We start from the raw sequence: 20952 nt of genomic DNA on the forward strand, positions 1-20952 counted from the left end.
GAAACCAACAATGGAGGGACAAAAGCATGGTCGGCGCATCGAAGTCGGAAACGGGAGGCGGCCCGATCCGCTACGGCATGGTCGGCGGCGGGCAGGGCGCCTTCATCGGCGCGGTGCACCGGATCGCGGCGCGCATGGACAATGACTTCGTGCTGGTGGCCGGCGCGCTGTCGTCGAATCCGGAACGGGCAAAGGCTTCGGCCGAAGAACTCGGGCTCGATCCGTCGCGCAGCTACGGCTCCTACGCCGAGATGGCCAAGGCCGAGGCCAAGCGGCCGGACGGCATCGAAGCGGTGGCGATCGTCACGCCCAACAACGTGCATGTGCCGGCGGCCAAGGCCTTTCTCGAGGCAGGCATCCACGTCATCTGCGACAAGCCGCTGGCGACTTCGCTCGCCGAAGCGAAGAAGCTCGCGACGCTGGTGGAAAAGACCGGCAAGGTGTTCGTGCTCACCCACAACTACACCGCCTATCCGATGATCCGCCAGGCGCGTGAGATGGTGGCCAAGGGCCAGCTTGGCGACATTCGCATCGTGCAGTCGGAATATCCGCAGGACTGGTTGACCGAGGACCTTGCCGCTACCGGCCAGAAGCAGGCCTCGTGGCGCTCGGACCCCAAGCAGGCCGGCGCCGGCGGCGCGCTCGGCGACATCGGCACGCATGCCTATAATCTTGCGCGTTTCGTTTCCGGCCTGGAGCTCGATTCGCTGTCGGCCGATCTCGATGCCTTCGTGCCGGGCCGGCAGCTCGACGACAATGTCAACGTCATGCTGCGCTTCAAGCCGGTCGGCAACAAGCATCCCGCCAAGGGCATGATCTGGGCCAGCCAAGTGGCGCCCGGCCACGAGAACGGGCTGAAGCTGCGCATCTACGGCTCGAAGGGCGGGCTCGAATGGGTGCAGGCCGACCCGAACTATCTGTGGTACACGCCGTTCGGCCAGCCGAAGCAGTTGCTGACCCGTGCCGGCGCCGGCGCGATGCCCGTGGCGGCGCGTGTAACGCGCGTGCCGTCCGGCCATCCGGAAGGCTATCTCGAAGGCTTCGCCAACATCTACCAGGAGGCCGCGCGGGCGATCCGGGCAGCACGGCGCAAAGGCGGCAAGCTGGCCAAGGATGTCGTCTTCCCGACGATCGCGGACGGCGTCGAAGGCATGGCCTTCATCGAGGCCTGTGTGAAGTCGTCGAAGAAGAATGGGGCGTGGACGAAGCTCTAGGGGTGACGATATTCAGGTGAGGCCGGCCTGCAAACGGCGGCTTCCTGCGCTTCCGGTGCTCACGTACTTCAAGTACGCTCCGCTCCGGTTCTCGGAATCCGCCATTTTCGGCTCGGCCTGACCTGAATCTCATCACCCCTCGTTCGAAGGTGATGAGGGAGAGGGGATGTCGATGAAGATCGGCATGTGCATGTTCCTGTGGACCACCAGCGTCTCGACGAAGCATGAGGCGCTGCTGAAGGACATCAAAGCAACCGGCTTCGACGGCGTCGAGATCCCGGTCTTCGCGGGCGGGCCTGACGACTACAAAAAGCTCGGCGAGATGCTCGACCGCATCGGCCTGGAACGCACCGCGGTCTCGGCCATGGGCGATCCGGCGATGAACCTGATCTCGCCCGATGCCGCGACGCGCAAGGCCGGTATCGACTACATGAAATGGGCGATCGACTGCAGCGCGGCGCTTGGCGCGAACCGGCTGAGCGGCCCGCTGCACTCGACGCTGGGCGCCTTCTCCGGCAGCGGGCCGACAGCGGCCGAGAAGCAGCGTTCGATCGCCTCGCAGCGCGCCATCGGCGACCATGCCGGCAAGAAGGGCGTCACCGTTGGGCTGGAAGCGCTCAACCGCTTCGAATGCTACCTGGTGAACACGATGGACGATCTGTCGGAGCATATCGACGCGATCGACCGGCCTCACGTCAAGGCGATGTACGACACCTTCCACGCCAATATCGAGGAAGCCGATCCGATCGGCGCCTATACGCGCAATCGCAGGAACATTGTTCATATCCATATTTCGGAGAATGACCGCGGCGTGCCGGGGCGCGGCCACGTCCCCTGGAAGGAGACTTTTTCAGCCATCCGCAAGAGCGGCTATGACGACTGGCTGACGATTGAATCGTTTGGACGCTCGCTGAAGGACTTGGCAGCGGCGACGAAGGTGTGGCGCGATTTCGCCGAGAGCCCCGAGGCGGTGTACCGCGAAGGGTATAGGCATATCAGGGATGGGTGGAGGAAGGCGGCTTAGAGGCCCTGCGCCTAGTCCAACTTCTATTTGCGTTCGCAACGGTTGCCAGGTGGTTCCCCCACTCCGTCTCGGCTTCGCCGAGCCACCTCTCCCCCCTCCGGAGGGAGAGGAAAGGGAGCCTCGTGGCTCGGGAGAGGAAGAAAGCCTCGGCCTAGACCGTGATGGCGTTTCGTTGAATCGCCACCACAATCTAAATCTTTGTTGGAGCATGATCTTTCTCCGAAAACCGGTTCCCACTTTTCGGGATCATGCTCTAGGAGGACAGGCGTCGGCTCGGACAGCCTGGCGCCTTTCCTCTACCCCGTCGATCGGGGGAGAGGTGTCGAGCGCAGCTCGACGGAGTGGGGGTCGACCCTTGGCTCGGCGCTGCACGATGCCTGCGCCTATGGTTCACAAGGTTATCCCTGCGCGGCCTGCAGCCGGTTGTAGTCATGCAGCGTGCGGCTCAGCCGCCTGCGCAGGAAGTTCGAGATGTTGTCGAAGATGAAGACGACGAGCAGCGTCAACAGCACCATGTAGAAGACGTTCGCCCAGTTAGAATTGGTGCGCATCGCTTCCCAAAGCTTCAAGCCGATGCCGCCGGCGCCGACGGCGCCGATGATGGTCGCGCCGCGGGTGTTCGATTCCCACTGGTAGAGTGTCTGGCTGATGAAGATCGGCACCACCTCCGGCAGCACGCCGTAGCGCTGCACGAGCAGGCCGTTGGCGCCGGTCGACAGCACGCCTTCGCGCGGCTTGTCGTCGATGTTCTCCAGCGCCTCGGAATAGGTTTTGCCGAGCGTGCCGATCTCGGTGAAGAAGATGGCGGCGCTGCCGGCGAGCGGGCCGGGGCCGAAGGCGCGGGTGAAGAACAGCGCCCAGATCAGCATGTCGACCGAGCGCATGAAATCGAAGAAGCGCTTCAGGACCTGGCTGAGCAGGCCGCTCGGCGTGATGTTGCGGGCGGCGAAGAAGGCCAGCGGGAAGGCGACGATGCCGCCGAGCAGCGTGCCGAGGAACGCCATGACGATGGTCTGCAAGAGCTTCGTCCAGACGTCGCCATGCTGCCACTGCGCGTTGTTCCAGATGTTGTCGGCGGCTAAAGCCAGGTTCGACGTGCCGGGCTTGAGCTCAGGCCCCGAAAGGATCAGCGAAAACACCTCGCCGGCCGACTTGCCGAAGAAGGGCGAGCGGGTGTCGAAGACGAAATTCGCCCAGCCAAGGAAGCGCTTGCGCACCTTGACGCGGTCGACGGTGATGCGCACCTCGCCGGCAAAGCCCATCTTGGCGACGACCTCGTCATCATGCACGGTCACCCAGTCCGGCACCGGGCCGGACACCTGCGGCTTGCCGCTGGTGAGCGACACAGGCACCCTCTGGCCATTGGCGACGATTGTCGCCCTGGTCTTGTCGAAGATGACGGACTTTGCATTGCCGTCGATCTGCACGGTGAAGGTGCCGTCGGGATTCCTGATCACCCAGTCCGGATTGGGGTTCTCGCCAAGCGCGGAAAAGCGCGGATACTTCGGCGTGATCTGTGGCTGGTCGAGGCGGAATTCCGGCTGCAGGTCGTAGCTGATCCATTGCGACAGGAAGAGCGGCAGGCGCTCCCAATGCGATTCTTTCAGCACCTGCGGCAGGCTGAAGAACCACAAGGCATAGGCGAGATAGAGCACCGTGCCCGCGATCAGCAGCAGCGGCCAGAAGCGCCTGTAGGCCGGCCGCTGGAATATCTGCGGGTGGCGTTCCTCGATGGCCCTGATTTCGTCGACTGTCATAGCCATGGTCAAGCAGCGCTCATCAGGAAGGCCTGCTCGCCGACCAGTTTGCGGCGCAGCCAGGCGGAGAACTGGTCGACGAGGAAGATGGTGACAAAGAGCAGCAGCACCAGCGCCAACGTCTTGGCGCCGAAGCCGCGCGAGATCGAAAGCTTCAGCTCCTCGCCGATGCCACCGCCGCCGACGGCGCCCATGATGGTCGAGATGCGCACGTTGATCTCGATCCTGAGCAGCGTGTAGGACATGAAATTGGGCAGCACCTGCGGCAGGTCGGCGAAGCGCACGCGCTCGATCCAGTTGGCGCCGACCGCGCGCAGACCCTCCTCGGGACGCATGTCGATGTTCTCGTTGATCTCGTAGAACAGCTTGCCCAGCGCGCCGATCGAATGCAGGCCGATGGCGATGATGGCGGCGACCGGACCGATCGAGACGATGGCTGCGAACAGCCCGGCGATGACGATCTCCGGGAAAGCGCGCAGCAGTTCCATGAAACGCTTGACGACGAGCCGCAGGATCGGGCTCGGCGTCAGGTTGCGCGCGGCGATGAAGGAGAAGGGAACGGCAAAGACGAAGCCGATAAAGGTCGAGACCAGCGCCACGTTGACGGTGGTCAGCATCAGCTCGAAATATTCGGGGATGTAGATGCCGCCCCAGATGTAGACGCGGCCGAGCGGGAAGTTGAATTCCTGCGTGCCCTTGTCATGCGGCGAGGCGATGTCGAACAGCGCCCGCCAGACGTCGTTCCAGTCCTTCGGGATCAGCCAGCTCAGGAAATCCAGGATATGCGGCAGCCGGTCGAAGAAATGGCCGGCATTGGCCTCGTCGGCGAACCACATCGTCGCGAACATGGCGACAAGCAGCAGGCCGGCGCCTAGCGCGGTGTAGAAGCGGCGAAGCGAGGTCTGGCGCCGCCAGGCGTCCGCCTGCTGCCGGGTTGCTTCGGAGTGGATTGTCGCTGAGGCTGTCATGATCGGAGCATGCAAAAAGGGCGGCGTTTCAAAACGCCGCCCTTTCTTCCTGATGCCGTCAGCCGCCGATCGCGGCTTTGCGGGCCTCGACGATGACTTTGTAGAAGTCCGGCTTCACCGGGACATAGCCGGTGAAATCGCCGCCCTCGACGCCCTCGAAGCAGGGCTTGTCCTTGCCCGGGAGGGCGGTGAAGAAGTCGGTGAGCTTGGCAGTCATGTCGGCGCCGATCGCTGTGCGGACAACCAGCGGGCCGTTCGGGATCAGGCCCGAGCGCCAGACTTCGACGAAGTCGTTCGGGTCGACGGCGCCCTTGGCGACTTCCTTGTGGAAGGTGCCGGAGGTGTAGCCGTTCTTGAAGTCGCCGATGCCGGAGGAATCGTCCACCGCCACGTCGACCTTGCCGTCGCGAACGGCCAGAACGTTGTTCTCATGGCCGCCATTGAACTGGGTCGAGGCGAAATAGGTCTCGTTGGAGGCGCCGGTGTCCTTCGGAATCTGGGTCAGCGGGATCAGATAGCCCGAAGTCGAATCCGGATCGGCATAGCCGAGCTTCTTGCCCTTGGCCGACTTGATGTCGGTGATGCCGGAAGTCTTCAGCGCCAGGCCGATCGAATAGTAGCCGGTCGAGCCATCGGTCTGCTTGGTGGTGAGGATCGGGGTGACCGCGTTCGGGTCCTTGAGGTAGACGCTGGCATAGCCGGACGCGCCGAGCTCGGCGAAGTCGAGCGTGCCGCCGAGCAGACCCTGGATGACGCCGTCATAGTCGGCGGCCGGGAACAGCGACACCTTCTCGAAGCCGAATTCGGCCTTGAGGTGGTCGGCAAGGCACTGGTAGTTGCGCAGGCGGTCGGTCTCGTTCTCACCGCCGAGGATGCCGACGCGGAACTCCTTGATGTCGGCGGCGTGAGCGGCGCTTGCCGCCATGGCCAGCATCGATACGGCGCCAAAAACCATTTTCCTGAACATTTTGATCTCTCTCCTGTTGCTCCGGCTGCGCGCCGGTGACGTTCGAATTTTTGAGTTTTGCCTTTGACGCGGACGGGCGATCCGGGTTGCTCTTTGCCGAAATCCACGATTTGCCCGGAGCGGCTACAGCCCGGGCAATGGACTCAGTAGCCAGGGAAGGCCGGTTCGAGCGGTCCGGCGGATGCGGTGATCTTCGGCTTGACGGTGACGCTGGTCGACGTGATCGCCTCGGAGATCTCGACGCCGTTGGCATCGGCGCCATAGACGGTGCGCACGGCGTCGCGGTCGAGATCCTCGGGCGCGCCGTCGAACACGACCTTGCCGGCGGCCATGCCGATGATGCGGGTGCAGTAGGCGCGGGCGGTGTCCAGCGTATGCAGGTTGGTGACGACGGTGATGCCTTCGCGCAGGTTGATGTCGCGCAGCGAATCCATGACCACCTTGGCGTTGAGCGGGTCGAGCGAGGCGATCGGCTCGTCGGCCAGAAGCACCTTCGGCTGCTGCATCATGGCGCGCGCGATCGCCACGCGCTGCTGCTGGCCGCCGGAAAGCGTGCCGGCCGGCTGCAGCGCGGTGCGGGCGATGTCGAGGCGCTCGAGAGCCGCCACCGCCTCCGCGCATTCGGTGCGCGAGAACATGCCGAGCAGGTTGGAAAGCGTCGAGCGATGGTTGAGGCGGCCGAGCAGAACGTTGGTCAGGACGTCGAGGCGCGGCACGAGGTTGAACTGCTGGAAGATCATGGCGCAGTCGCGCTGCCAGCGGCGCAGCGGCGAGCCCTGCAGGCGGGAAACGTCGGAGCCGTCAAAAAAAATCGATCCCTGGCTGGGATCGATGAGACGGTTGATCATGCGCAATAACGTCGACTTGCCGGCGCCGGAACGGCCGATGATGCCGACCATCTGGCCCTGCGGGATCGATACGTTGATGTCGCTGACCGCGGTGTTCTTGCCAAATCGTCGGGTTACGCCGCGGATTTCCAACGTGGCCGATGATGCTGACATGGCAAGACTCCGGTACGTCGCAGTTTTGAAGGTCCGTTAACCTTCGCTAGCGCAGCCCCATGAAGCTGGGGTGTCGGATTGATGTCAGTTTTGTTACGACCCACAGGCAGGAATCGTCGTTTATGCACGTCGTTGTCCCAAAACCGCTGGGCACCTTTGGGCGACATGCACGGGCTCATCCAAGGACCAGCAATTCCTCGAAGTGCTTCATGTCCTTGAAGCTGCAGAAGGCCGGCGGGCGCAATTCGATCACTGGAGCCTCGCGGTCGAGGAACGACAGGCAGTCGTCGAACAGGTCCTGCCAGGCTGACACTCGTTCGTCGGCGAGGCGGCGGATCTGGTAAGCGAAGGTGATGTGGAAGATGTAGCTGTCGTGGTCGGGGTGACGATAGCCGAACGGCACCGACAGCGCGTCACGCCATGCCTTGAGGATAGCACGGTCCTCTTCCGTGGCACCGGCGACCGTCAGGCCGTTTGGCGTGACGCCGATGGCCTTGATCCTGAATGCACCGTTGCCCTCGAAGCCCTGCAGCCGCTCCAGATAGAGGCGAGTGATGTCGTCGATGCTGGTGTTCAACGGCACATCGGAAGGCCAGTAGGGAAGGCGGCGCCGGTATTCTATGATGCCCTGGAACAGGGTCATATGCAGGCTGGAGATCGGCGTGAAGGCGAGGCGATCGGCGTCGGGCATGGAGAGGATACGCTCGCGCACCGCGATGATTGCGGCTTCGGATGGCGAGCCCTCGACGAGGTGGCTGACAACGGTGTTGCCCGGCTCGAAAAGGAAATTGCCCGATGTGTCATAGCGGGTGCCGAGATGCATCGGCGGCATCGGGTTGGTGCCTTCGAAGAAGGAGGCAAGCGAGGGTCTGACTTTGTCGAGCATGGCGATCTCCCTGGGGGAGATCGCCTCTGCCCGAGTCGTGTGTCAAGGATGTGAATGGTGAAGGCTTCCCCAGCCCGAACCTTGTTGTCCGCCATTCACTATTGACCATTCACGAGATTCAGCCGCCATACTTTTCCAGGAAAGCCTCGGCCTCCAACTCGCGAAAATCGTCGAGCGCGGCGCGCAGCCGGGCATGGTCCCAATCCCACCAGGCGAGCGCCTGGTAGCGCTCGGCGGTGCGGCGGTCGAAACGCTCGCGGATCGGTTTTGCCGGCACGCCGGCGACGATCGTGTAGGGCGCGACATCCTTCGACACCACGGCACCGGCGCCGACCGCCGCGCCATCGCCGACGGTCACGCCGGGCAGCACGGTCGAGCCATGGCCGAGCCAGGTGTCGTGGCCGATGGTGACGCGCTTGGCGCGGCGCTGGGCAAAGAACTCGCTCTCATGCTCGGCGTCGTCCCAATAGTCCGAGGCACGGTAGGTGAAGTGGTGCAGCGTCGGCCGCCAAGTCGGATGATTGGTGGCGTTGAGGCGAACGCTTGCCGCGATGTTCGAAAACTTGCCGATGGTTGCGCACCAGACAGCGCAGTCCTGCATCATGTAGGAGTAGTCGCCGAGCTCGCTTTCAGAGACACGGCTGCGCTCGGCGATCTCGGTCCAGCGGCCGAGCTTCGAGTTCTCGACTTGCGCCGTCTCGTGGACCAGCGGCGTCTCCGAAAGCTTTCTCATGCGGCGATCTTTCCGGCGGCGAAGGCGGTGACGTCGATGACGCGGTCGGCCACCGCGTCGCGCACATCCAGGTCGTGGAAGATGCCGAGCAGGGCGACGCCCGCCGCCTTCTTGGCGGCGACGAGTTCGACCACGACGTCGCGGTTTTTGGCGTCGAGCGAAGCTGTCGGCTCGTCGAGCAGCAGGATAGGATGCTCGGTGATGAAGCCGCGCGCGATGTTGACGCGCTGCTGCTCGCCACCGGAGAAGGTCGCCGGCGGCAGCGCCCAGAGTTTTTCCGGGAGGTTGAGCTGCGCCAACAGGAAACGAGCCTTCGCCCGCGCGCCTTCCCTGTCCTCACCGCGCTCGACCAGCGGCTCGGCGACGACATCGAGCGCCGAGACGCGCGGCACGGTGCGCAGGAACTGGCTGACATAGCCGATGGTGTGGCGGCGCACGGCAAGCACGGTGCGCGGACTGGCGGAGGCGAGGTCGATCAGGCCGTCTCCATGCTGGACGATGATCTGGCCTTCATCGACGGCGTAATTGCCGTAGAGCATCTTCAGGATCGAGCTTTTTCCGGCGCCCGACGGGCCGCCAAGCACCGCGCATTCGCCGGCACGGATCGAGAAGGAGACGCCCGCCACCACCGGCAGCCTGACGCCGTCGCGCAGGTGCATGGTGAAGCTTTTCGCGACATCGGAAACGACGAGAGGGGTGGGCATTAGAAAGTGCTCCTTTCGCTGTTTGCGTGGTGGCTGAAGTACCCCCGCCCGGACCTTCGGTCCGACCTCCCCACAAGGGGGAGGTAGGGCGCCGGCGCTTTACCCTCCCCTTGTGGGGAGGGTCGCTGCGAAGCAGCGGGGTGGGGGTAGGTGCGGGGGAAATGTGTTCCATCATCACACCTGTAAAATCGAAGACACGAGCAACTGCGTGTACGGCGCGCGCGGGTCGTCGAGCACGCGGTCGGTGAGTCCGCTTTCGACGACACGGCCATCCTTCATCACCATCATGCGCTGCGAGAGAAGCCGCGCCACGGCGAGGTCGTGGGTGACGACGATCGCCGCCAGGCCAAGGTCGGTGACCAGGCCGCGCAACAGGTCGAGCAGGCGCGCCTGCACCGAAACGTCGAGACCGCCGGTCGGCTCGTCCATGAACACCAGCCGCGGTCCGGTCACCAGGTTGCGGGCGATCTGGAGGCGCTGGCGCATGCCGCCGGAAAAGGCGCGGGGCTCGTCGTCGATGCGGTCCTCGTCGATCTCGACGCGGGAGAGCCAGTCGACAGCGGTGGCGCGGATCCTGCCGTAGTGGCGGTCGCCCACGGCCATCAGCCGCTCGCCGACATTGGCGCCGGCCGACACCGTCATGCGCAGGCCGTCCGCCGGGTTCTGGTGGACAAAGCCCCAGTCGGTGCGCATCAGGAAGCGGCGCTCGGCCTCGCTCATGCGGTAGAGCTCGCGCCATTGGCCATCGCGCATGCGGTAGCTTGCCGTGCCGGAAGAAGGCAACAGCCGGGTCGACAGGCAGTTGAGCAGCGTCGTCTTGCCCGAGCCGGATTCGCCGACCACCGCCAGAACCTCGCCCGGCCAGAGGTCGAAGGAGATGTTCTCGCAGCCGACGCGCGAGCCGTAGAATTTGGAAAGTGCGGAGACGCGCAGCAGCGGTTCGTCGGTCATTCGGCCTCCTTACCCTCCCCCTTGTGGGGAGGGTCGGCGCGCAGCGCCGGGGTGAGGGTTGCGGGGGTTGTCGCCAAGTCACCCGCGCCTTCGGCGCGACCTCCCCACAAGGGGGAGGTAGGGTCGCTGCGGCGCTTCTCGCAGTGGTCGGTGTCCGAGCAGACGAACATGTGGCCGCCATGGTCGTCGAGGATGACCTCGTCGAGATAGACGTTCTCGGCGCCGCACAGCGCGCAGGGCTGGTCGAAGGTCTGCACCTCGAACGGGTGGTCCTCGAAATCGAGGCTGACGACGTCGGTGAAGGGCGGCACCGCGTAGATGCGCTTCTCGCGGCCGGCGCCGAAGAGCTGCAAGGCCGGCGAGCGATGCATCTTCGGATTGTCGAATTTCGGGGTCGGCGACGGGTCCATCACATAGCGGCCCTCGACCTTGACCGGATAAGCGTAGGTGGTGGCGATGCGGCCGTGCCTGGCGATGTCCTCATAGAGCTTCACATGCATGAGGCCGTATTCCTCCAGCGCATGCATTTTTCGCGTTTCGGTCTCGCGCGGCTCGAGGAAGCGCAGCGGCTCGGGGATCGGCACCTGGAAGACCAGCACCTGGCCCGCCGTCAGCGGATGCTCCGGGATACGGTGGCGGGTCTGGATGATGGTCGCCTTCGCCGTCTCGGTGGTGACGGCGACATTGGCGACCTTCTTGAAGAAGGCACGGATCGAGACGGCGTTGGTGGTGTCGTCGGCGCCCTGGTCGATGACCTTGAGCACGTCATCCGGGCCGATGATCGAAGCGGTGACCTGCACGCCGCCGGTGCCCCAGCCGTAAGGCATCGGCATCTCTCGCGAGGCGAAGGGCACCTGGTAGCCGGGAATGGCGATGCCTTTCAGGATGGCACGGCGGATCATCCTTTTGGTCTGCTCGTCGAGATAGGCGAAGTTGTAGGTGGCGATGTCGGTCATGACGATCACGTCCGCTCTGTGCTATGGAATTGGCGCTCAAGACGCGGGAGGGCGCCCGAATGGACTCTACCGGTTGGATGCATCTTGGAGTGCTTTTGCTGGTGTTCGCCGTTGTTGCCGGCTTTGCGCTGCGGAAGATGTTTCTTCCTGCGCCAAAGGAGCCTCCGCATGGCGAGACTGTTGCCGGTGCCAGTGGCTATGGTGGCGGTGGCTCGTTCGATGCCGGCAGCGGGCATTCCGGTAGCGGACAATAAAGTCATTCTGCCGCCTCCCTCTTCTCCTCGGCCTTGCCCTCGTTTTCCCGCGCCTCGTATTCGGCGCGCATGCGGCGGACCAGGTCAAGCTCGGCCTGGAAGTCGACATAGTGCGGCAGCTTCAGATGCTCGACGAAGCCGGTCGCCTGCACATTGTCGGAGTGCGAGATGACGAACTCCTCGTCCTGTGCGGCGGCAATCACATCCTCGCCGAGCTCGCTCGCGCGCAGCGCCCGGTCGCAGAGCGCCATCGCCATCGCCTTGCGCTCGCTCTGCCCGAAGACCAGGCCGTAGCCGCGGGTGAATTGCGGCGGCGCCTTGGCCGAACCCTTGAACTGGTTCACCATCTGGCATTCGGTGACGCGGATGGAGCCGAGCGGCACGGCGAAAGGCAGTTCCGGCACGTCGAGTTCCAACTCGACCTCGCCGATGCGGATCTCGCCGACGAAAGGATGGTTGCGGGCATAGCCGCGTTGCGTCGAATAGCCGAGCGCCAGCAAAAAGCCTTCGTCGCCGCGCGACAGCGCCTGCAGGCGGATGTCGCGCGCCATCGGGAATTGCAGCGGCTCACGGGTGATGTCGCCGGGGATGTGGTCAAGCGGCATGTCGCCGTCGGCTTCGATCAGGCCTTCATGGGCGAGAATCGAGGAGACACGCGGCATCGCTTCGGCTTCGGCCGGACGCTGCGTGGGCGTCTCGACATCGACGCCTGCGGCAAGCTCCGGATCGAGCAGCCGGTGGGTGTAGTCGAAGGTCGGGCCGAGCACTTGGCCGCCGGGCAGGTCCTTGTAGGTGGCCGACACGCGCCGCTCGACCTGCATGGCGCCGGTGTCGGCCGGGTTGGTGTAGCCGAAGCGCGGCAGCGTCGTGCGATAGGCGCGCACCAGGAAGATTGCCTCGATCATGTCGCCGCGCGCCTGGACGACGGCTAAAGCCGCAAGCTCGCGATCGTAGAGCGAGCCTTCGCTCATCACCCGGTCGACACCGAGCGCCAACTGCTCGGCGATCTGGTCGAGGCGCAGGGCCGGCACGGAGCGGTCGCCGCGCCGGCGATCGGCAAGCAGGCGGTGCGCATTGGCAATTGCGGCTTCGCCGCCTTTCACCGCGACATACATGTCATGCCTCCATCGTCTTGATGCGGGTGGTGCGCGGCAGGCAGGCGAGGCTGCTGGGCGCCGCCAGGATGATGTCGACGCCGCGCGGGAAACGCTGATTGTTCTGCTTCCATTGCTCGACGAAATAGCGCGGCATGCCTGTCGGCGCGATCATCGCGGTCTTCTCGACGCCCGGGCCTTCGAGCAGTAGCGACGGACCGGAAGCGAGATCGTCGACCAACAGGATCAGCGTCGTCGAGCGGTCGGGATATTCCTGCGTGCCTTGCGAAAAGCCGTCGAGCGCAGCCATCTCCGCCGGGTTGGCTACCAAAGCGAAATGCGCGTCGGCCGGCGTGTTGGCCAAGGGTGCGCCGGTGTGAAAGCCGAGCCAGGCCTTGACCGCGGGCTCCGCCTGCAGCCGCGGATCGAGCCAGATCGCCGTGTCGTTGTCGCAGAGCGAAAGCGCCGCGGCTGCGGCGGTCGCCGACAGCGGCGCCGGCGGATGGGCGAGCGGCGGCAGGGCCTGAATATTGCCGGGGCGCGCCATTGCGTCCATGATGGCGCGGAACACGACCTGCGCGTTGAACACCGGATCGGCGAAGCCGCCTTCGATCGATTGCGTCGCGATATCCATCAGTCCTCTCCGCGCACCATGGTGAAGAAATCCACTTTCGTGGCCGCTGTCTCGACACGCCGCTTTTCGCGCGCCGCGTCGAGTGCCCCACGCAAGGGCGCGACCAGCTTGGTTTCGACCGTTTCGCGGTGGGCCGGGTCCTGCCAGAGCGCGTCGGCGATGGCCGCGAGCTTGGCTTTGCCCTTGTCGCGGCCGAGCGAATAGGAATGGCCGACCTGTCCGGTGGGCAGCCGCACGGTGGCGCGGGTGATGGTCGCCTCGCCGACATTGAACGGCGCGCCGCCGCCGCCGATCCGCCCGCGCACCGTTACCAATCCGGTTTCGGGGCCGCGCAGCAGCTCCGCCTCCGAGGGCAGGCCGGAGCCCGCCCATAGGCGCGCGATCTCATCAGGCGCTGCGTGCGCCAGCGTCGCCATCACGGTTCTCCGCTCGGCCTGCTCGCGTGCTTCCTGTCCCCGCATGGCTCGCCTCCTTGCATAGCGGCTAATTTGTCTATTGATATAGACAACTATACAAATTATACTCATCACCTAACGAGAGTCCATGACGAGTGGATGACAAGAGGCGTAAAAGTTAGGGGGAAGGCGTTGGGGGCGGGGAAATGACCGGGCTGGCAAGCAGCATCGAAAGGCGCAGCGGCGTGTCGCTGTGGCGGCAGATCGCCGACAGGATCCTGGAGGGGATCGCGAATGGCGATTTCGCCGAGAACGCGGCGCTGCCGCCCGAGGTCGCGCTGGCGGAACGCTATGGCGTCAACCGTCACACGGTGCGCAGCGCCATTGCCGCGCTGGTGCAGGAAGGCGTGCTGAGAGCCGAGCAGGGGCGCGGCACCTTCGTGTTGTCGCGCAAGCGCCTGTCCTATCCGATCGGCGCGCGCACGCGGTTTTCGACCGGGTTGCAAGGGCAGACGACCGAGCGCCACATCGCGCTGCTGTCGTCATCGACCGAGCCGGCCAACCGGCGCATCGCCGAAGCGCTCGGCATCGCCAGAGGGGCGGCCGTGATCCGTCTGGAAACACGCGGCGAGGCCGACGGGCATCCGGTGTCGCGCGCCTCGACCTGGTTCGATGCCAAGCGCTTCGCCGGCATCGAGGCCGCGATGGCCGAGACGGGATCGGTCACCGCCTCGCTCAAGCGCTTCGGCATCAACGACTATCTGAGGCACTCGACGGTGCTGTCGGCGCGCCACGCCGACGCCGATGATCTTGCCGATCTCGATCTGCAGCCGGGCGCCATCGTGCTGGTCACTGTCGCGGTGAACGTCACGCTCGACGGTCGGCCGATCCAGTTCGCGGAATCGCGCTTTCCGGCGGAGCGGGTGGAACTGAGGTTGTCGGCCGGCGATTAGCCTCCGACGTCGTCATCCAGGGCGATAACCTCAGAGGTCGCCATCCGCGGGCGGAGCGACGCGAAGCGGAGCGCAGACCCGAGGATCCATTCCGTTACCTTGATCGTAAAGTGCGGCGGAGCAGAGTTCTGGATCGTTGCAACGCGTCGACGTCACGGAATGGATCCTCGGGTCTGCGCTGCGTCGCTACGCTCCTTGCTCCGCCCGTGGATGACGAAGGGATGGGATCAGTCACCTCGATAACAGCCTTGATCAGCCCCGACTTCTCATGCGTCCATCCGGCGCGGTCGCGCTTACCTATCAGCGGCTTGGCGTTTGAGGACCGCCTTCCCCCACTCCGTCTCGGCTTCGCCGAGCCACCTCTCCCCCCTCCGGAGGGAGAGGAAAGGAGCCCGCTGGCGACGGGAGAAGGAGGGAGTCTGGTTGAGGAGCGTTGGCTGCAATAGGCTCGCACCCTTCCTCTCCCCCGTCGATCGGGGGAGAGGTGGCTCGGCGAAGCCGAGACGGAGTGGGGGTCGACCTGCGCGGCGTCGTTGTTACCCGACCTCGATAACCGCCTTGATCAGGCCGGTTTTCTCATGCGCCCATCTGGCGAGATCGCGCGGCGTGCCGGCAAGCGTCGTGCGGTGGGTGACCAGTTTGGCGAGCGGCACAGCGCCGTTGCGGATCGAGGCGGCGACATGGTCGAAATCGGCGCGCAACGCGTTGCGGCTGCCGACCAGAGTCATCTCGCGTTTGTGGAACTCGGGGTCGGAGAAGGCGATGTCGTCCTTGACGACGCTGACCAGCACCAGCGTGCCGCCATGCGCGACATGGGCGAAGGCGGACTGCACCGACTGCGTGTTGCCGGTGGCGTCGAACACCAGGTCGAAGCCTTCGCCGCCGGTGGCCTGGCGCACCAGATCTGTCGCCGGCGCTTTCGAGCCGTCGAGTGCTGCAAATCCGAGCTCGCTTTCGGCGAAACCGAGCCGCTCGGTGCTCATGTCGAGCAGGCTGACGTCCAGCCCGGCGATGCGGGCGAAGAGCGCCGTGCCGAGGCCGATCGGGCCGGCCCCGATGACCAGCGTGCACTGGCCGGGAGCGCCAAGCGAGCGCCGCACGGCATGCGCGCCGATCGCCAGGAATTCGACCGCTGCCGCGTCGGCCAGTGACAGACCATTTGCCGGATAAAGGTTCTGCGCCGGCACCAGGATCTCGTCGCACATGGCGCCGTCACGATGCACACCCAGCACTTCGATCTTCAAGCAGCAGTTCGGCTTGCCGTGCCGGCAGGCGATGCATTTGCCGCAGGCGAGGTAGGGATTGACGATCACCGCTTCGCCGATCGCCAGGCCAACGCCTTCGCCTCTCTCGGCGATCGTGCCCGAGACCTCGTGGCCCATGATGCGCGGATAGGCGAGGAAAGGGTGCTTGCCTTCGAAGATGTGGTAGTCGGTACCGCAGATGCCGACATGGCTGACGGCGACCCGCGCCCAACCGGGTGGCGGCGCGCCCGGCGATGCGCGGTCTTCGAGGACAAGATCGCCGGGCGAGCGGCAGACGACGGCTTTCATGCGCTGATCCAGTATTTGCGACAGCGCCGGCCCATCAATTTGGTGGGCCGGCGCGTCATTTCAGGGACGGTTATTTGCCGCGACGGCGCAGGCCGTCGAAGTAGACGATGACGATGATCAGCACGCCGGTGATGACGCGCTGCCAGAAGGTGTTGACGTTGAGCAGGTTGGCGCCGTTGTTGATCGTTGAAAGGATGAAGGAGCCGATCAGCGGCCCGTGCACCGAGCCGATGGCGCCGAACAGCGAGGTGCCGCCGATCACCGACGAGGCGATGGCCTGCAGTTCATAAGTGTCGCCCTGCGTCGGGTTGCCGATGCCGATGCGCGAGGCAAGCAGCACGCCGACGAAGGCGGCGAGCAGGCCGGACAGGATATAGGCCATGAAGATCGTGCGCGGCACGTTCACGCCCGAAAGGCGCGCGGCCTCCGCATTGGAGCCGACCGAGAACAAGTAGCGGCCCCAGCGCGTGTGGTGCAGGAAGACATAGGCCGGTATCGCGACCAGGATAACCATCCAGAACAGATAGGGGATGCCGAGCAGCGAGCCGCGCGAGAAGGCCTGGAACGGATCGCTGTTGATCGAGATCGAGTTGCCGTTGGTCATAAGCAAGCCGATGCCGCGCAGCGACGTCATGGTGGCCAAAGTGATGATGAAGGGCGGCAGGCTCATCTTGACGATGCCGAAGCCGTGGAACAGGCCGATGGCGACGCCGACCAGCAGGGTGATCAGAACGGCTGCCCAGATCGGCCAGCCGGCATTGATCAGCAGCGCGACGACGACGGTGGTGAAGCCGACCACGGCGCCGACCGACAGGTCGATGCCGCCGGTGATGATCACGAAGGTCTGGCCGACGGCGAGGATGGCGATCAGCGAGCCCTGGCGCAAAAGGTTGGTGATGTTGAGCGCTGTGGCGAAGGAAGGCGTGGCGACAGCCAGCACGATCCACATCAAGAGCAACAGGCCAAGCAGTGTCAGCCCGAACAGGGCATTGAAATTGCGCTTGGGTTTTTCGGCGGGGATCGCCTCGGTGCTCATTTTTGTCCTCCCGTCTTTTCTTGTTTCTCGGCCAGCGCCTGGCTCAAAATGTCCTCGTGGCTGGCGGTGTGGAAGCCATGCGTGGCGACCAGCTTGCCGCGGCGGAACACATGCAGCGTGTCGGCGAGCTCGTAGACCTCGGGCAGATAGGACGAGATCAGGATGATGCCGGCGCCCTTGGACAGCAGCGTCGAGAACAGGCGGTAGATCTCGGCCTTGGTGCCGACATCGACGCCGACCGTAGGCTCGTCGAAGATGAACAGCTTGGCGCCATGCGCCAGCCACTTGCCGATGACGATCTTCTGCTGGTTGCCGCCCGACAGGCTGGAGGCGAGCGCATGGCGGGTCGGCGTCTTGATGCGCAGGTCGGCGATCTGGCGGTCGGCCTCGGCCTTCTCGCGCGAGCCGGAGATCAGAAGATTGTTCGAGATGCGCTTGTAGATCGGCAAGTTGAGGTTCATGCCGACCGGCAGGTTGAGGCAGAGGCCCTGGTCGCGGCGGCTTTCCGGCGCCAATGCCATGCCGAGCCTTATCGCGTCATGCTCGGAGTTGACCTGGACCTCCTTGCCTTGCCAGAGGATCTGTCCGGTCGACTTTTTGTGGCGGCCATAGAGCGTGGTGACGAATTCGCTGCGGCCGGCGCCGATCAGGCCGTAAAGGCCGACGATCTCGCTGGCGCGGACGGTCATCGAAACGTTCTCAAAGCCCTTGCCGGAGAGGTTCCGCGTCTCGACGATCGTCGCGCCCGGCGTGAAATGCTCCTTGTGGTAGATCTGCTCGATCGAGCGGTTGATCATCAGCTTGACCAGTTCCGGCTCGCTGGTCTCGGCGATGGTGCGGGTGCCGACGAGGGTGCCGTCGCGCAGCACCGAGACGCGGTCGGCGAGCTCGAACACCTCCTCCATGCGGTGGCTGATATAGATGATGGTGACACCTTCGCCCTTCAGCCGGCGGATCAGCTTGAAAAGCTGGTCGGCTTCCTTGCGGGTGAGATAGGCGGTCGGCTCGTCGAAGATCAGGAATTTCGTGCCGCGCACGGTGGCGCGCGCTGCGGCGATCAGCTGCTGCTGGCCGATGGTGAGGTCGCCGAGCATGACATGCGCCGGCAGGTCGAAGCCGAGGCCGTCGATGATCTTCTGCGCTTCCTTGACCATGGCGCGCTGCTGCAACAGGCCGAAGCGTGAATTCTCCTCGCCGAGGAACATGTTCGCTGCGACGGTAAGGTGGCGGCAGAGCACGACCTCCTGGTGGACGGCATTGATGCCGAGCGCCATCGCCTCATGCGGGGTGGCGAGCGCTTCCGGCTTGCCTTCCCATATCACTTCGCCTGAGGTACGCGGCATGACGCCGGTAAGCAGCTTGATCAGCGTCGACTTGCCGGCGCCGTTCTCGCCGACGATGGCGTGGATCTCGCCCGACTTGAAGGCAAGGTCCACCGGCTTCAGCGCATGCGTGCCGGGATAGCGTTTTTCGAGACCTTTCAGCTCAAGGATCGTCCTGCCCGGTTCCAACGTGGGTGCGGGATGCAGTTCCTGCGCCGTCGATGTCATGACAATCCTCCCAGATTGGCCTCAACCGTTTGGGTACGCAGCGATGCGTCTTGAGCGCGCATCTTGAGCCTAAAGCAAGCGGGGGAATTGCCAAGCCGCCCGCAGCGGATGTTTCCGGGGCGCAATGGCCCCGGAAACGACACTCATGGCAGCGCTTACTTGAGCTTCGGGTTGAGCAGCGCGTCGATCTTCGGATCCTTCATGTTGTCCTTGGTGACGAGGTTGGCGCCGGTGTCGACATTGGCCTCGACCTTCTCGCCCTTCGAGGCGGCTAAAGCGGTCTTGATGCCGTCGTAACCCATCCGGTACGGATCCTGGACGACGAGGCCGGAGATGACGCCGTCGTTCAAGAACTTGATCAGCTTCTCGTCGCTGTCGAAGCCGATCAGCCCAACCTTGCCGGCAAGGTTATTCTCGGCGATCGCCTGGCCGACGCCCTGCGCCATGATCAGGTTCGAGGCGAAGATACCCTTGAGGTCGGGATTGGCGGTGATCAGGTCGGTCGCGATGTTGAGGCCGGTCGTGGCCTGGCCGTCGGCATATTTGTCGGCGACGAGCTCAAGGCCGGGATATTTCGCCTTGAGCTGTTCCTTGAACCCTTGCGCGCGCTGCTCGAGCGAGCCGGCGCCAGGAAGCGCGGTGATCAGCGCGACCTTGCCTTCGACCTTGCCGCCATTGGCGGCGGCGATCGCTGCGGCGAGACCGTCAGCCGCGACGCGGCCGCCCTGGACGTTGTCGGTGGTCAGGAAGGAGGTGAAAGCCTTGGATTCGGCGCTGGAGTCGATGCCGATGACCTTGACCTTGGTCGCCGCCTCGTCGATCGGCTTGCCGAGCGCCTTGGCTTCGGTCGGCGCGATCACGACCGCTGCCGGATTGCCGGCGACGGCGTTCTCGAGGATCGAGATCTGGCCGTTGACATCGGTCTCGGCCTGGGCGCCGAGTTCCGGCACGTTGATACCGAGGTCCTTGCCGGCCTTGCGGGCGCCGGCCAGCACGATCTGCCAGTAGAAGGAGGTGGTGTCCTTGACGATGATCGGGATGGTCACGTCGGCCGCCGAGGCGGGTGCCGAATGCATCGCGCCGGCGAGCATCGAAGCGGCGGCGAGAGCCACGAAGGCGCGGCGGTTGAGAAGGCTGGTCACGAATTTCATTAGGTTCCTCCCTAAGGTCGCCTGTTGAAGGTTGCGGAAGGTCCATCTGGATAGGCGCGGTCCAAACGAACTTTATCAATAAAAAACATTTGCTGTATTTTGATAGTGCATCGGTCTGACCAATGCAAGCGGGTGTTGGTGCCGATTGCGTGATGTCAACCGAGTTGCTGGACGATCGTGTAGGGATCGTATTTGGCGAACTCCGCCGAAGGCACCTTGATGTCCAGCAGTTCGAGATTGCGCGTCAGATTGGCGGGCTTGGCCGTGCCGGTCAGCACCGAGGCGACGACCGGCTCATGCAGCGGAAACTGGAACGCGGCCGCGGCCAGCGGGTACCCGCCTTCTCCAGCGATCCTCTCCATCGCATCGACCCGGTCGAGAATATCCTTGCTCGCCGGCAGATAGTCGAAATGCGCGCCGTGCACCGGACCCGTCGCCAATATGCCGGAGTTGAAGACGCCGCCGACGATCAGCGAAGTCTGCCGTTCGCGGCAGAGCGGCAGCAATTCGGCCTCGGCGCTGCGGTCGAGCAGCGAATAGCGGCTGGCGAGGAGGATGCAGTCGAGCGGCGCCCGTCTCAGCACGTCGAGGCAGATCTGGACTTCGTTGACGCCGAGGCCATAGGCGGAGATCGTGCCGGACGATTTCAGCTCTTCCAGCGCCTTCAGCCCGCCGTCCATCAATTGGCGGAAATGCAGCTTCGTCTTCTCGACGCCGTGCGTGTAGACACCGATGTCGTGGACGAACAGGATGTCAATTCTGTTGAGGCCGAGCCGCGCGTAGGAGAAATCCACCGAGCGCATGATCCCATCATAGGAATAGTCGTAGTCGAGCGCGAAGGGCAGCGGATCGACATAGGAGTGATCGGGAACCTGGTCCTCCGGCACCGGGCGGAACAGGCGCCCGACCTTGGTCGACAGCACATAGGACGAGCGCGGCTTCTCGCGCAGGAAGTCACCGGTCCGCCGCTCGGACAGGCCAAAGCCGTAAAAGGGCGCGGTGTCGAAATAGCGCAAGCCGCTGTCCCAGGCCGTCTGCAGCGTTTCCATCGCGGGCTCGCGCGGACAGGCCCGGTAGAGGCCGCCGATCGCGGCGCCGCCGAAGCTGATCTCGGTCACTTCGAGCGCAGTCGTGCCGATCCGGCGTTTGTTCATCAAAGCCTCCCCTTTGC

General features: G+C 64.5%; 21 protein-coding genes. 4 read left to right on the plus strand and 17 right to left on the minus strand.

Annotated elements, in window-relative coordinates; translation table 11 throughout:
- Window positions 1-26 precede the first annotated feature (26 nt).
- Window positions 27-1214, plus strand: coding sequence for a Gfo/Idh/MocA family oxidoreductase (locus EJ070_RS13890; RefSeq protein ID WP_126091867.1), 1188 nt, complete (start codon window positions 27-29; stop codon window positions 1212-1214).
- 172 nt (window positions 1215-1386) lie between these two features.
- Entirely contained in the window at window positions 1387-2238 is an 852-nt protein-coding gene (locus EJ070_RS13895) for a sugar phosphate isomerase/epimerase (RefSeq protein WP_126095748.1), read from the plus strand.
- A gap of 398 nt (window positions 2239-2636) precedes the next feature.
- Here the strand turns inward: EJ070_RS13895 and phnE (EJ070_RS13900) are convergent, their stop codons facing one another.
- The 9 genes from phnE (EJ070_RS13900) to EJ070_RS13940 form a co-directional block, all read right to left on the minus strand.
- Window positions 2637-3995, minus strand: coding sequence for a phosphonate ABC transporter, permease protein PhnE (gene phnE / locus EJ070_RS13900; RefSeq protein ID WP_189350638.1), 1359 nt, complete (start codon window positions 3993-3995; stop codon window positions 2637-2639).
- A gap of 8 nt (window positions 3996-4003) precedes the next feature.
- The gene (gene phnE, locus EJ070_RS13905) at window positions 4004-4963 is read right to left on the minus strand and encodes a phosphonate ABC transporter, permease protein PhnE (RefSeq protein WP_126091869.1); all 960 of its coding nucleotides are present in this window, start codon (window positions 4961-4963) and stop codon (window positions 4004-4006) included.
- A gap of 58 nt (window positions 4964-5021) precedes the next feature.
- A complete protein-coding gene (phnD, locus tag EJ070_RS13910; protein ID WP_126091870.1) occupies window positions 5022-5930 on the minus strand; it encodes a phosphonate ABC transporter substrate-binding protein in 909 nt (302 codons plus the stop codon).
- Between the two features lie 143 nt (window positions 5931-6073).
- Entirely contained in the window at window positions 6074-6931 is an 858-nt protein-coding gene (gene phnC / locus EJ070_RS13915) for a phosphonate ABC transporter ATP-binding protein (RefSeq protein WP_126091871.1), read from the minus strand.
- Between the two features lie 175 nt (window positions 6932-7106).
- Window positions 7107-7817 (minus strand): DUF1868 domain-containing protein, encoded by a 711-nt coding sequence (locus EJ070_RS13920; protein WP_126091872.1) that lies wholly within the window; start codon window positions 7815-7817, stop codon window positions 7107-7109.
- A 118-nt stretch (window positions 7818-7935) separates the two neighbouring features.
- On the minus strand, window positions 7936-8550 hold the full coding sequence (locus EJ070_RS13925) for a DapH/DapD/GlmU-related protein (protein WP_126091873.1): 615 nt from the start codon (window positions 8548-8550) through the stop codon (window positions 7936-7938).
- Window positions 8547-9254 (minus strand): phosphonate C-P lyase system protein PhnL, encoded by a 708-nt coding sequence (gene phnL / locus EJ070_RS13930; RefSeq protein WP_126091874.1) that lies wholly within the window; start codon window positions 9252-9254, stop codon window positions 8547-8549. The genes EJ070_RS13925 and phnL overlap by 4 nt, the downstream gene beginning before the upstream one ends.
- A 174-nt stretch (window positions 9255-9428) precedes the next feature.
- Window positions 9429-10205 carry a phosphonate C-P lyase system protein PhnK gene (gene phnK / locus EJ070_RS13935; RefSeq protein WP_040973772.1) on the minus strand — a complete coding sequence of 259 codons (777 nt, stop codon included), beginning with the start codon at window positions 10203-10205 and terminating at the stop codon, window positions 9429-9431.
- A complete protein-coding gene (locus EJ070_RS13940; RefSeq protein ID WP_245464875.1) occupies window positions 10202-11161 on the minus strand; it encodes an alpha-D-ribose 1-methylphosphonate 5-phosphate C-P-lyase PhnJ in 960 nt (319 codons plus the stop codon). Before EJ070_RS13940 ends, phnK begins: the two co-directional genes overlap by 4 nt.
- Before the next feature lie 59 nt (window positions 11162-11220).
- Between EJ070_RS13940 and EJ070_RS13945 the strand changes: the two genes are divergently transcribed.
- Window positions 11221-11415, plus strand: coding sequence for a hypothetical protein (locus tag EJ070_RS13945; protein ID WP_126091875.1), 195 nt, complete (start codon window positions 11221-11223; stop codon window positions 11413-11415).
- Between the two features lie 2 nt (window positions 11416-11417).
- Here EJ070_RS13945 and EJ070_RS13950 read toward each other — a convergent pair whose 3' ends face one another.
- Genes EJ070_RS13950 through phnG form a run of 3 tightly spaced genes read right to left on the minus strand, consistent with a single transcriptional unit; the run spans window position 11418 to window position 13604 of the window.
- Window positions 11418-12530, minus strand: coding sequence for a carbon-phosphorus lyase complex subunit PhnI (locus EJ070_RS13950; protein WP_126091876.1), 1113 nt, complete (start codon window positions 12528-12530; stop codon window positions 11418-11420).
- A 1-nt stretch (window position 12531) separates the two neighbouring features.
- Window positions 12532-13143, minus strand: a complete 612-nt coding sequence (phnH, locus tag EJ070_RS13955; protein ID WP_126091877.1) for a phosphonate C-P lyase system protein PhnH — start codon at window positions 13141-13143, stop codon at window positions 12532-12534.
- Window positions 13143-13604, minus strand: coding sequence for a phosphonate C-P lyase system protein PhnG (gene phnG, locus EJ070_RS13960; protein ID WP_126091878.1), 462 nt, complete (start codon window positions 13602-13604; stop codon window positions 13143-13145). Before phnG ends, phnH begins: the two co-directional genes overlap by 1 nt.
- A 140-nt stretch (window positions 13605-13744) precedes the next feature.
- On the opposite strand from phnG, the gene phnF reads away from it, so the two are divergent.
- Window positions 13745-14491: a phosphonate metabolism transcriptional regulator PhnF gene (gene phnF / locus EJ070_RS13965; RefSeq protein WP_126091879.1), complete on the plus strand. Its 747-nt coding sequence runs from the start codon at window positions 13745-13747 to the stop codon at window positions 14489-14491.
- 536 nt (window positions 14492-15027) lie between these two features.
- Here phnF and EJ070_RS13975 read toward each other — a convergent pair.
- From EJ070_RS13975 to EJ070_RS13995, 5 genes are all read right to left on the minus strand, one after another.
- Entirely contained in the window at window positions 15028-16044 is a 1017-nt protein-coding gene (locus EJ070_RS13975; protein WP_126091880.1) for a zinc-binding alcohol dehydrogenase family protein, read from the minus strand.
- Between the two features lie 70 nt (window positions 16045-16114).
- Window positions 16115-17080, minus strand: coding sequence for an ABC transporter permease (locus EJ070_RS13980; protein WP_126091881.1), 966 nt, complete (start codon window positions 17078-17080; stop codon window positions 16115-16117).
- Window positions 17077-18630 carry a sugar ABC transporter ATP-binding protein gene (locus EJ070_RS13985; RefSeq protein ID WP_126091882.1) on the minus strand — a complete coding sequence of 518 codons (1554 nt, stop codon included), beginning with the start codon at window positions 18628-18630 and terminating at the stop codon, window positions 17077-17079. The genes EJ070_RS13980 and EJ070_RS13985 overlap by 4 nt, the downstream gene beginning before the upstream one ends.
- 155 nt (window positions 18631-18785) lie before the next feature.
- A complete protein-coding gene (locus EJ070_RS13990) occupies window positions 18786-19781 on the minus strand; it encodes an ABC transporter substrate-binding protein (protein WP_126091883.1) in 996 nt (331 codons plus the stop codon).
- A 155-nt stretch (window positions 19782-19936) separates the two neighbouring features.
- Complete coding sequence (locus tag EJ070_RS13995) at window positions 19937-20935, minus strand: aldo/keto reductase (protein WP_126091884.1); 999 nt, start codon at window positions 20933-20935, stop codon at window positions 19937-19939.
- Window positions 20936-20952: the final 17 nt, after the last annotated feature.

The organism is Mesorhizobium sp. M1E.F.Ca.ET.045.02.1.1, assembly GCF_003952485.1.
In the GTDB taxonomy this organism is placed as follows: domain Bacteria; phylum Pseudomonadota; class Alphaproteobacteria; order Rhizobiales; family Rhizobiaceae; genus Mesorhizobium.

Bases quoted from the DNA above. Each gene is read 5' to 3' on its own strand.
- EJ070_RS13980 (WP_126091881.1), bottom strand. From the start codon at position 17,080: ATGAGCACCGAGGCGATCCCCGCCGAAAAACCCAAGCGCAATTTCAAT.
- EJ070_RS13975 (WP_126091880.1), bottom strand. From the start codon at position 16,044: ATGAAAGCCGTCGTCTGCCGCTCGCCCGGCGATCTTGTCCTCGAAGAC.
- EJ070_RS13945 (WP_126091875.1), top strand. From the start codon at position 11,221: ATGGACTCTACCGGTTGGATGCATCTTGGAGTGCTTTTGCTGGTGTTC.
- EJ070_RS13920 (WP_126091872.1), bottom strand. From the start codon at position 7,817: ATGCTCGACAAAGTCAGACCCTCGCTTGCCTCCTTCTTCGAAGGCACC.
- phnG (WP_126091878.1), bottom strand. From the start codon at position 13,604: ATGCGGGGACAGGAAGCACGCGAGCAGGCCGAGCGGAGAACCGTGATG.
- phnE (WP_189350638.1), bottom strand. From the start codon at position 3,995: ATGACAGTCGACGAAATCAGGGCCATCGAGGAACGCCACCCGCAGATA.
- EJ070_RS13940 (WP_245464875.1), bottom strand. From the start codon at position 11,161: ATGACCGACATCGCCACCTACAACTTCGCCTATCTCGACGAGCAGACC.
- EJ070_RS13950 (WP_126091876.1), bottom strand. From the start codon at position 12,530: ATGTATGTCGCGGTGAAAGGCGGCGAAGCCGCAATTGCCAATGCGCAC.
- EJ070_RS13985 (WP_126091882.1), bottom strand. From the start codon at position 18,630: ATGACATCGACGGCGCAGGAACTGCATCCCGCACCCACGTTGGAACCG.
- phnD (WP_126091870.1), bottom strand. From the start codon at position 5,930: ATGTTCAGGAAAATGGTTTTTGGCGCCGTATCGATGCTGGCCATGGCG.
- EJ070_RS13995 (WP_126091884.1), bottom strand. From the start codon at position 20,935: ATGAACAAACGCCGGATCGGCACGACTGCGCTCGAAGTGACCGAGATC.
- phnC (WP_126091871.1), bottom strand. From the start codon at position 6,931: ATGTCAGCATCATCGGCCACGTTGGAAATCCGCGGCGTAACCCGACGA.
- phnK (WP_040973772.1), bottom strand. From the start codon at position 10,205: ATGACCGACGAACCGCTGCTGCGCGTCTCCGCACTTTCCAAATTCTAC.
- phnF (WP_126091879.1), top strand. From the start codon at position 13,745: ATGACCGGGCTGGCAAGCAGCATCGAAAGGCGCAGCGGCGTGTCGCTG.
- EJ070_RS13925 (WP_126091873.1), bottom strand. From the start codon at position 8,550: ATGAGAAAGCTTTCGGAGACGCCGCTGGTCCACGAGACGGCGCAAGTC.
- phnH (WP_126091877.1), bottom strand. From the start codon at position 13,143: ATGGATATCGCGACGCAATCGATCGAAGGCGGCTTCGCCGATCCGGTG.
- EJ070_RS13990 (WP_126091883.1), bottom strand. From the start codon at position 19,781: ATGAAATTCGTGACCAGCCTTCTCAACCGCCGCGCCTTCGTGGCTCTC.
- EJ070_RS13895 (WP_126095748.1), top strand. From the start codon at position 1,387: ATGAAGATCGGCATGTGCATGTTCCTGTGGACCACCAGCGTCTCGACG.
- EJ070_RS13890 (WP_126091867.1), top strand. From the start codon at position 27: ATGGTCGGCGCATCGAAGTCGGAAACGGGAGGCGGCCCGATCCGCTAC.
- phnE (WP_126091869.1), bottom strand. From the start codon at position 4,963: ATGACAGCCTCAGCGACAATCCACTCCGAAGCAACCCGGCAGCAGGCG.
- phnL (WP_126091874.1), bottom strand. From the start codon at position 9,254: ATGCCCACCCCTCTCGTCGTTTCCGATGTCGCGAAAAGCTTCACCATG.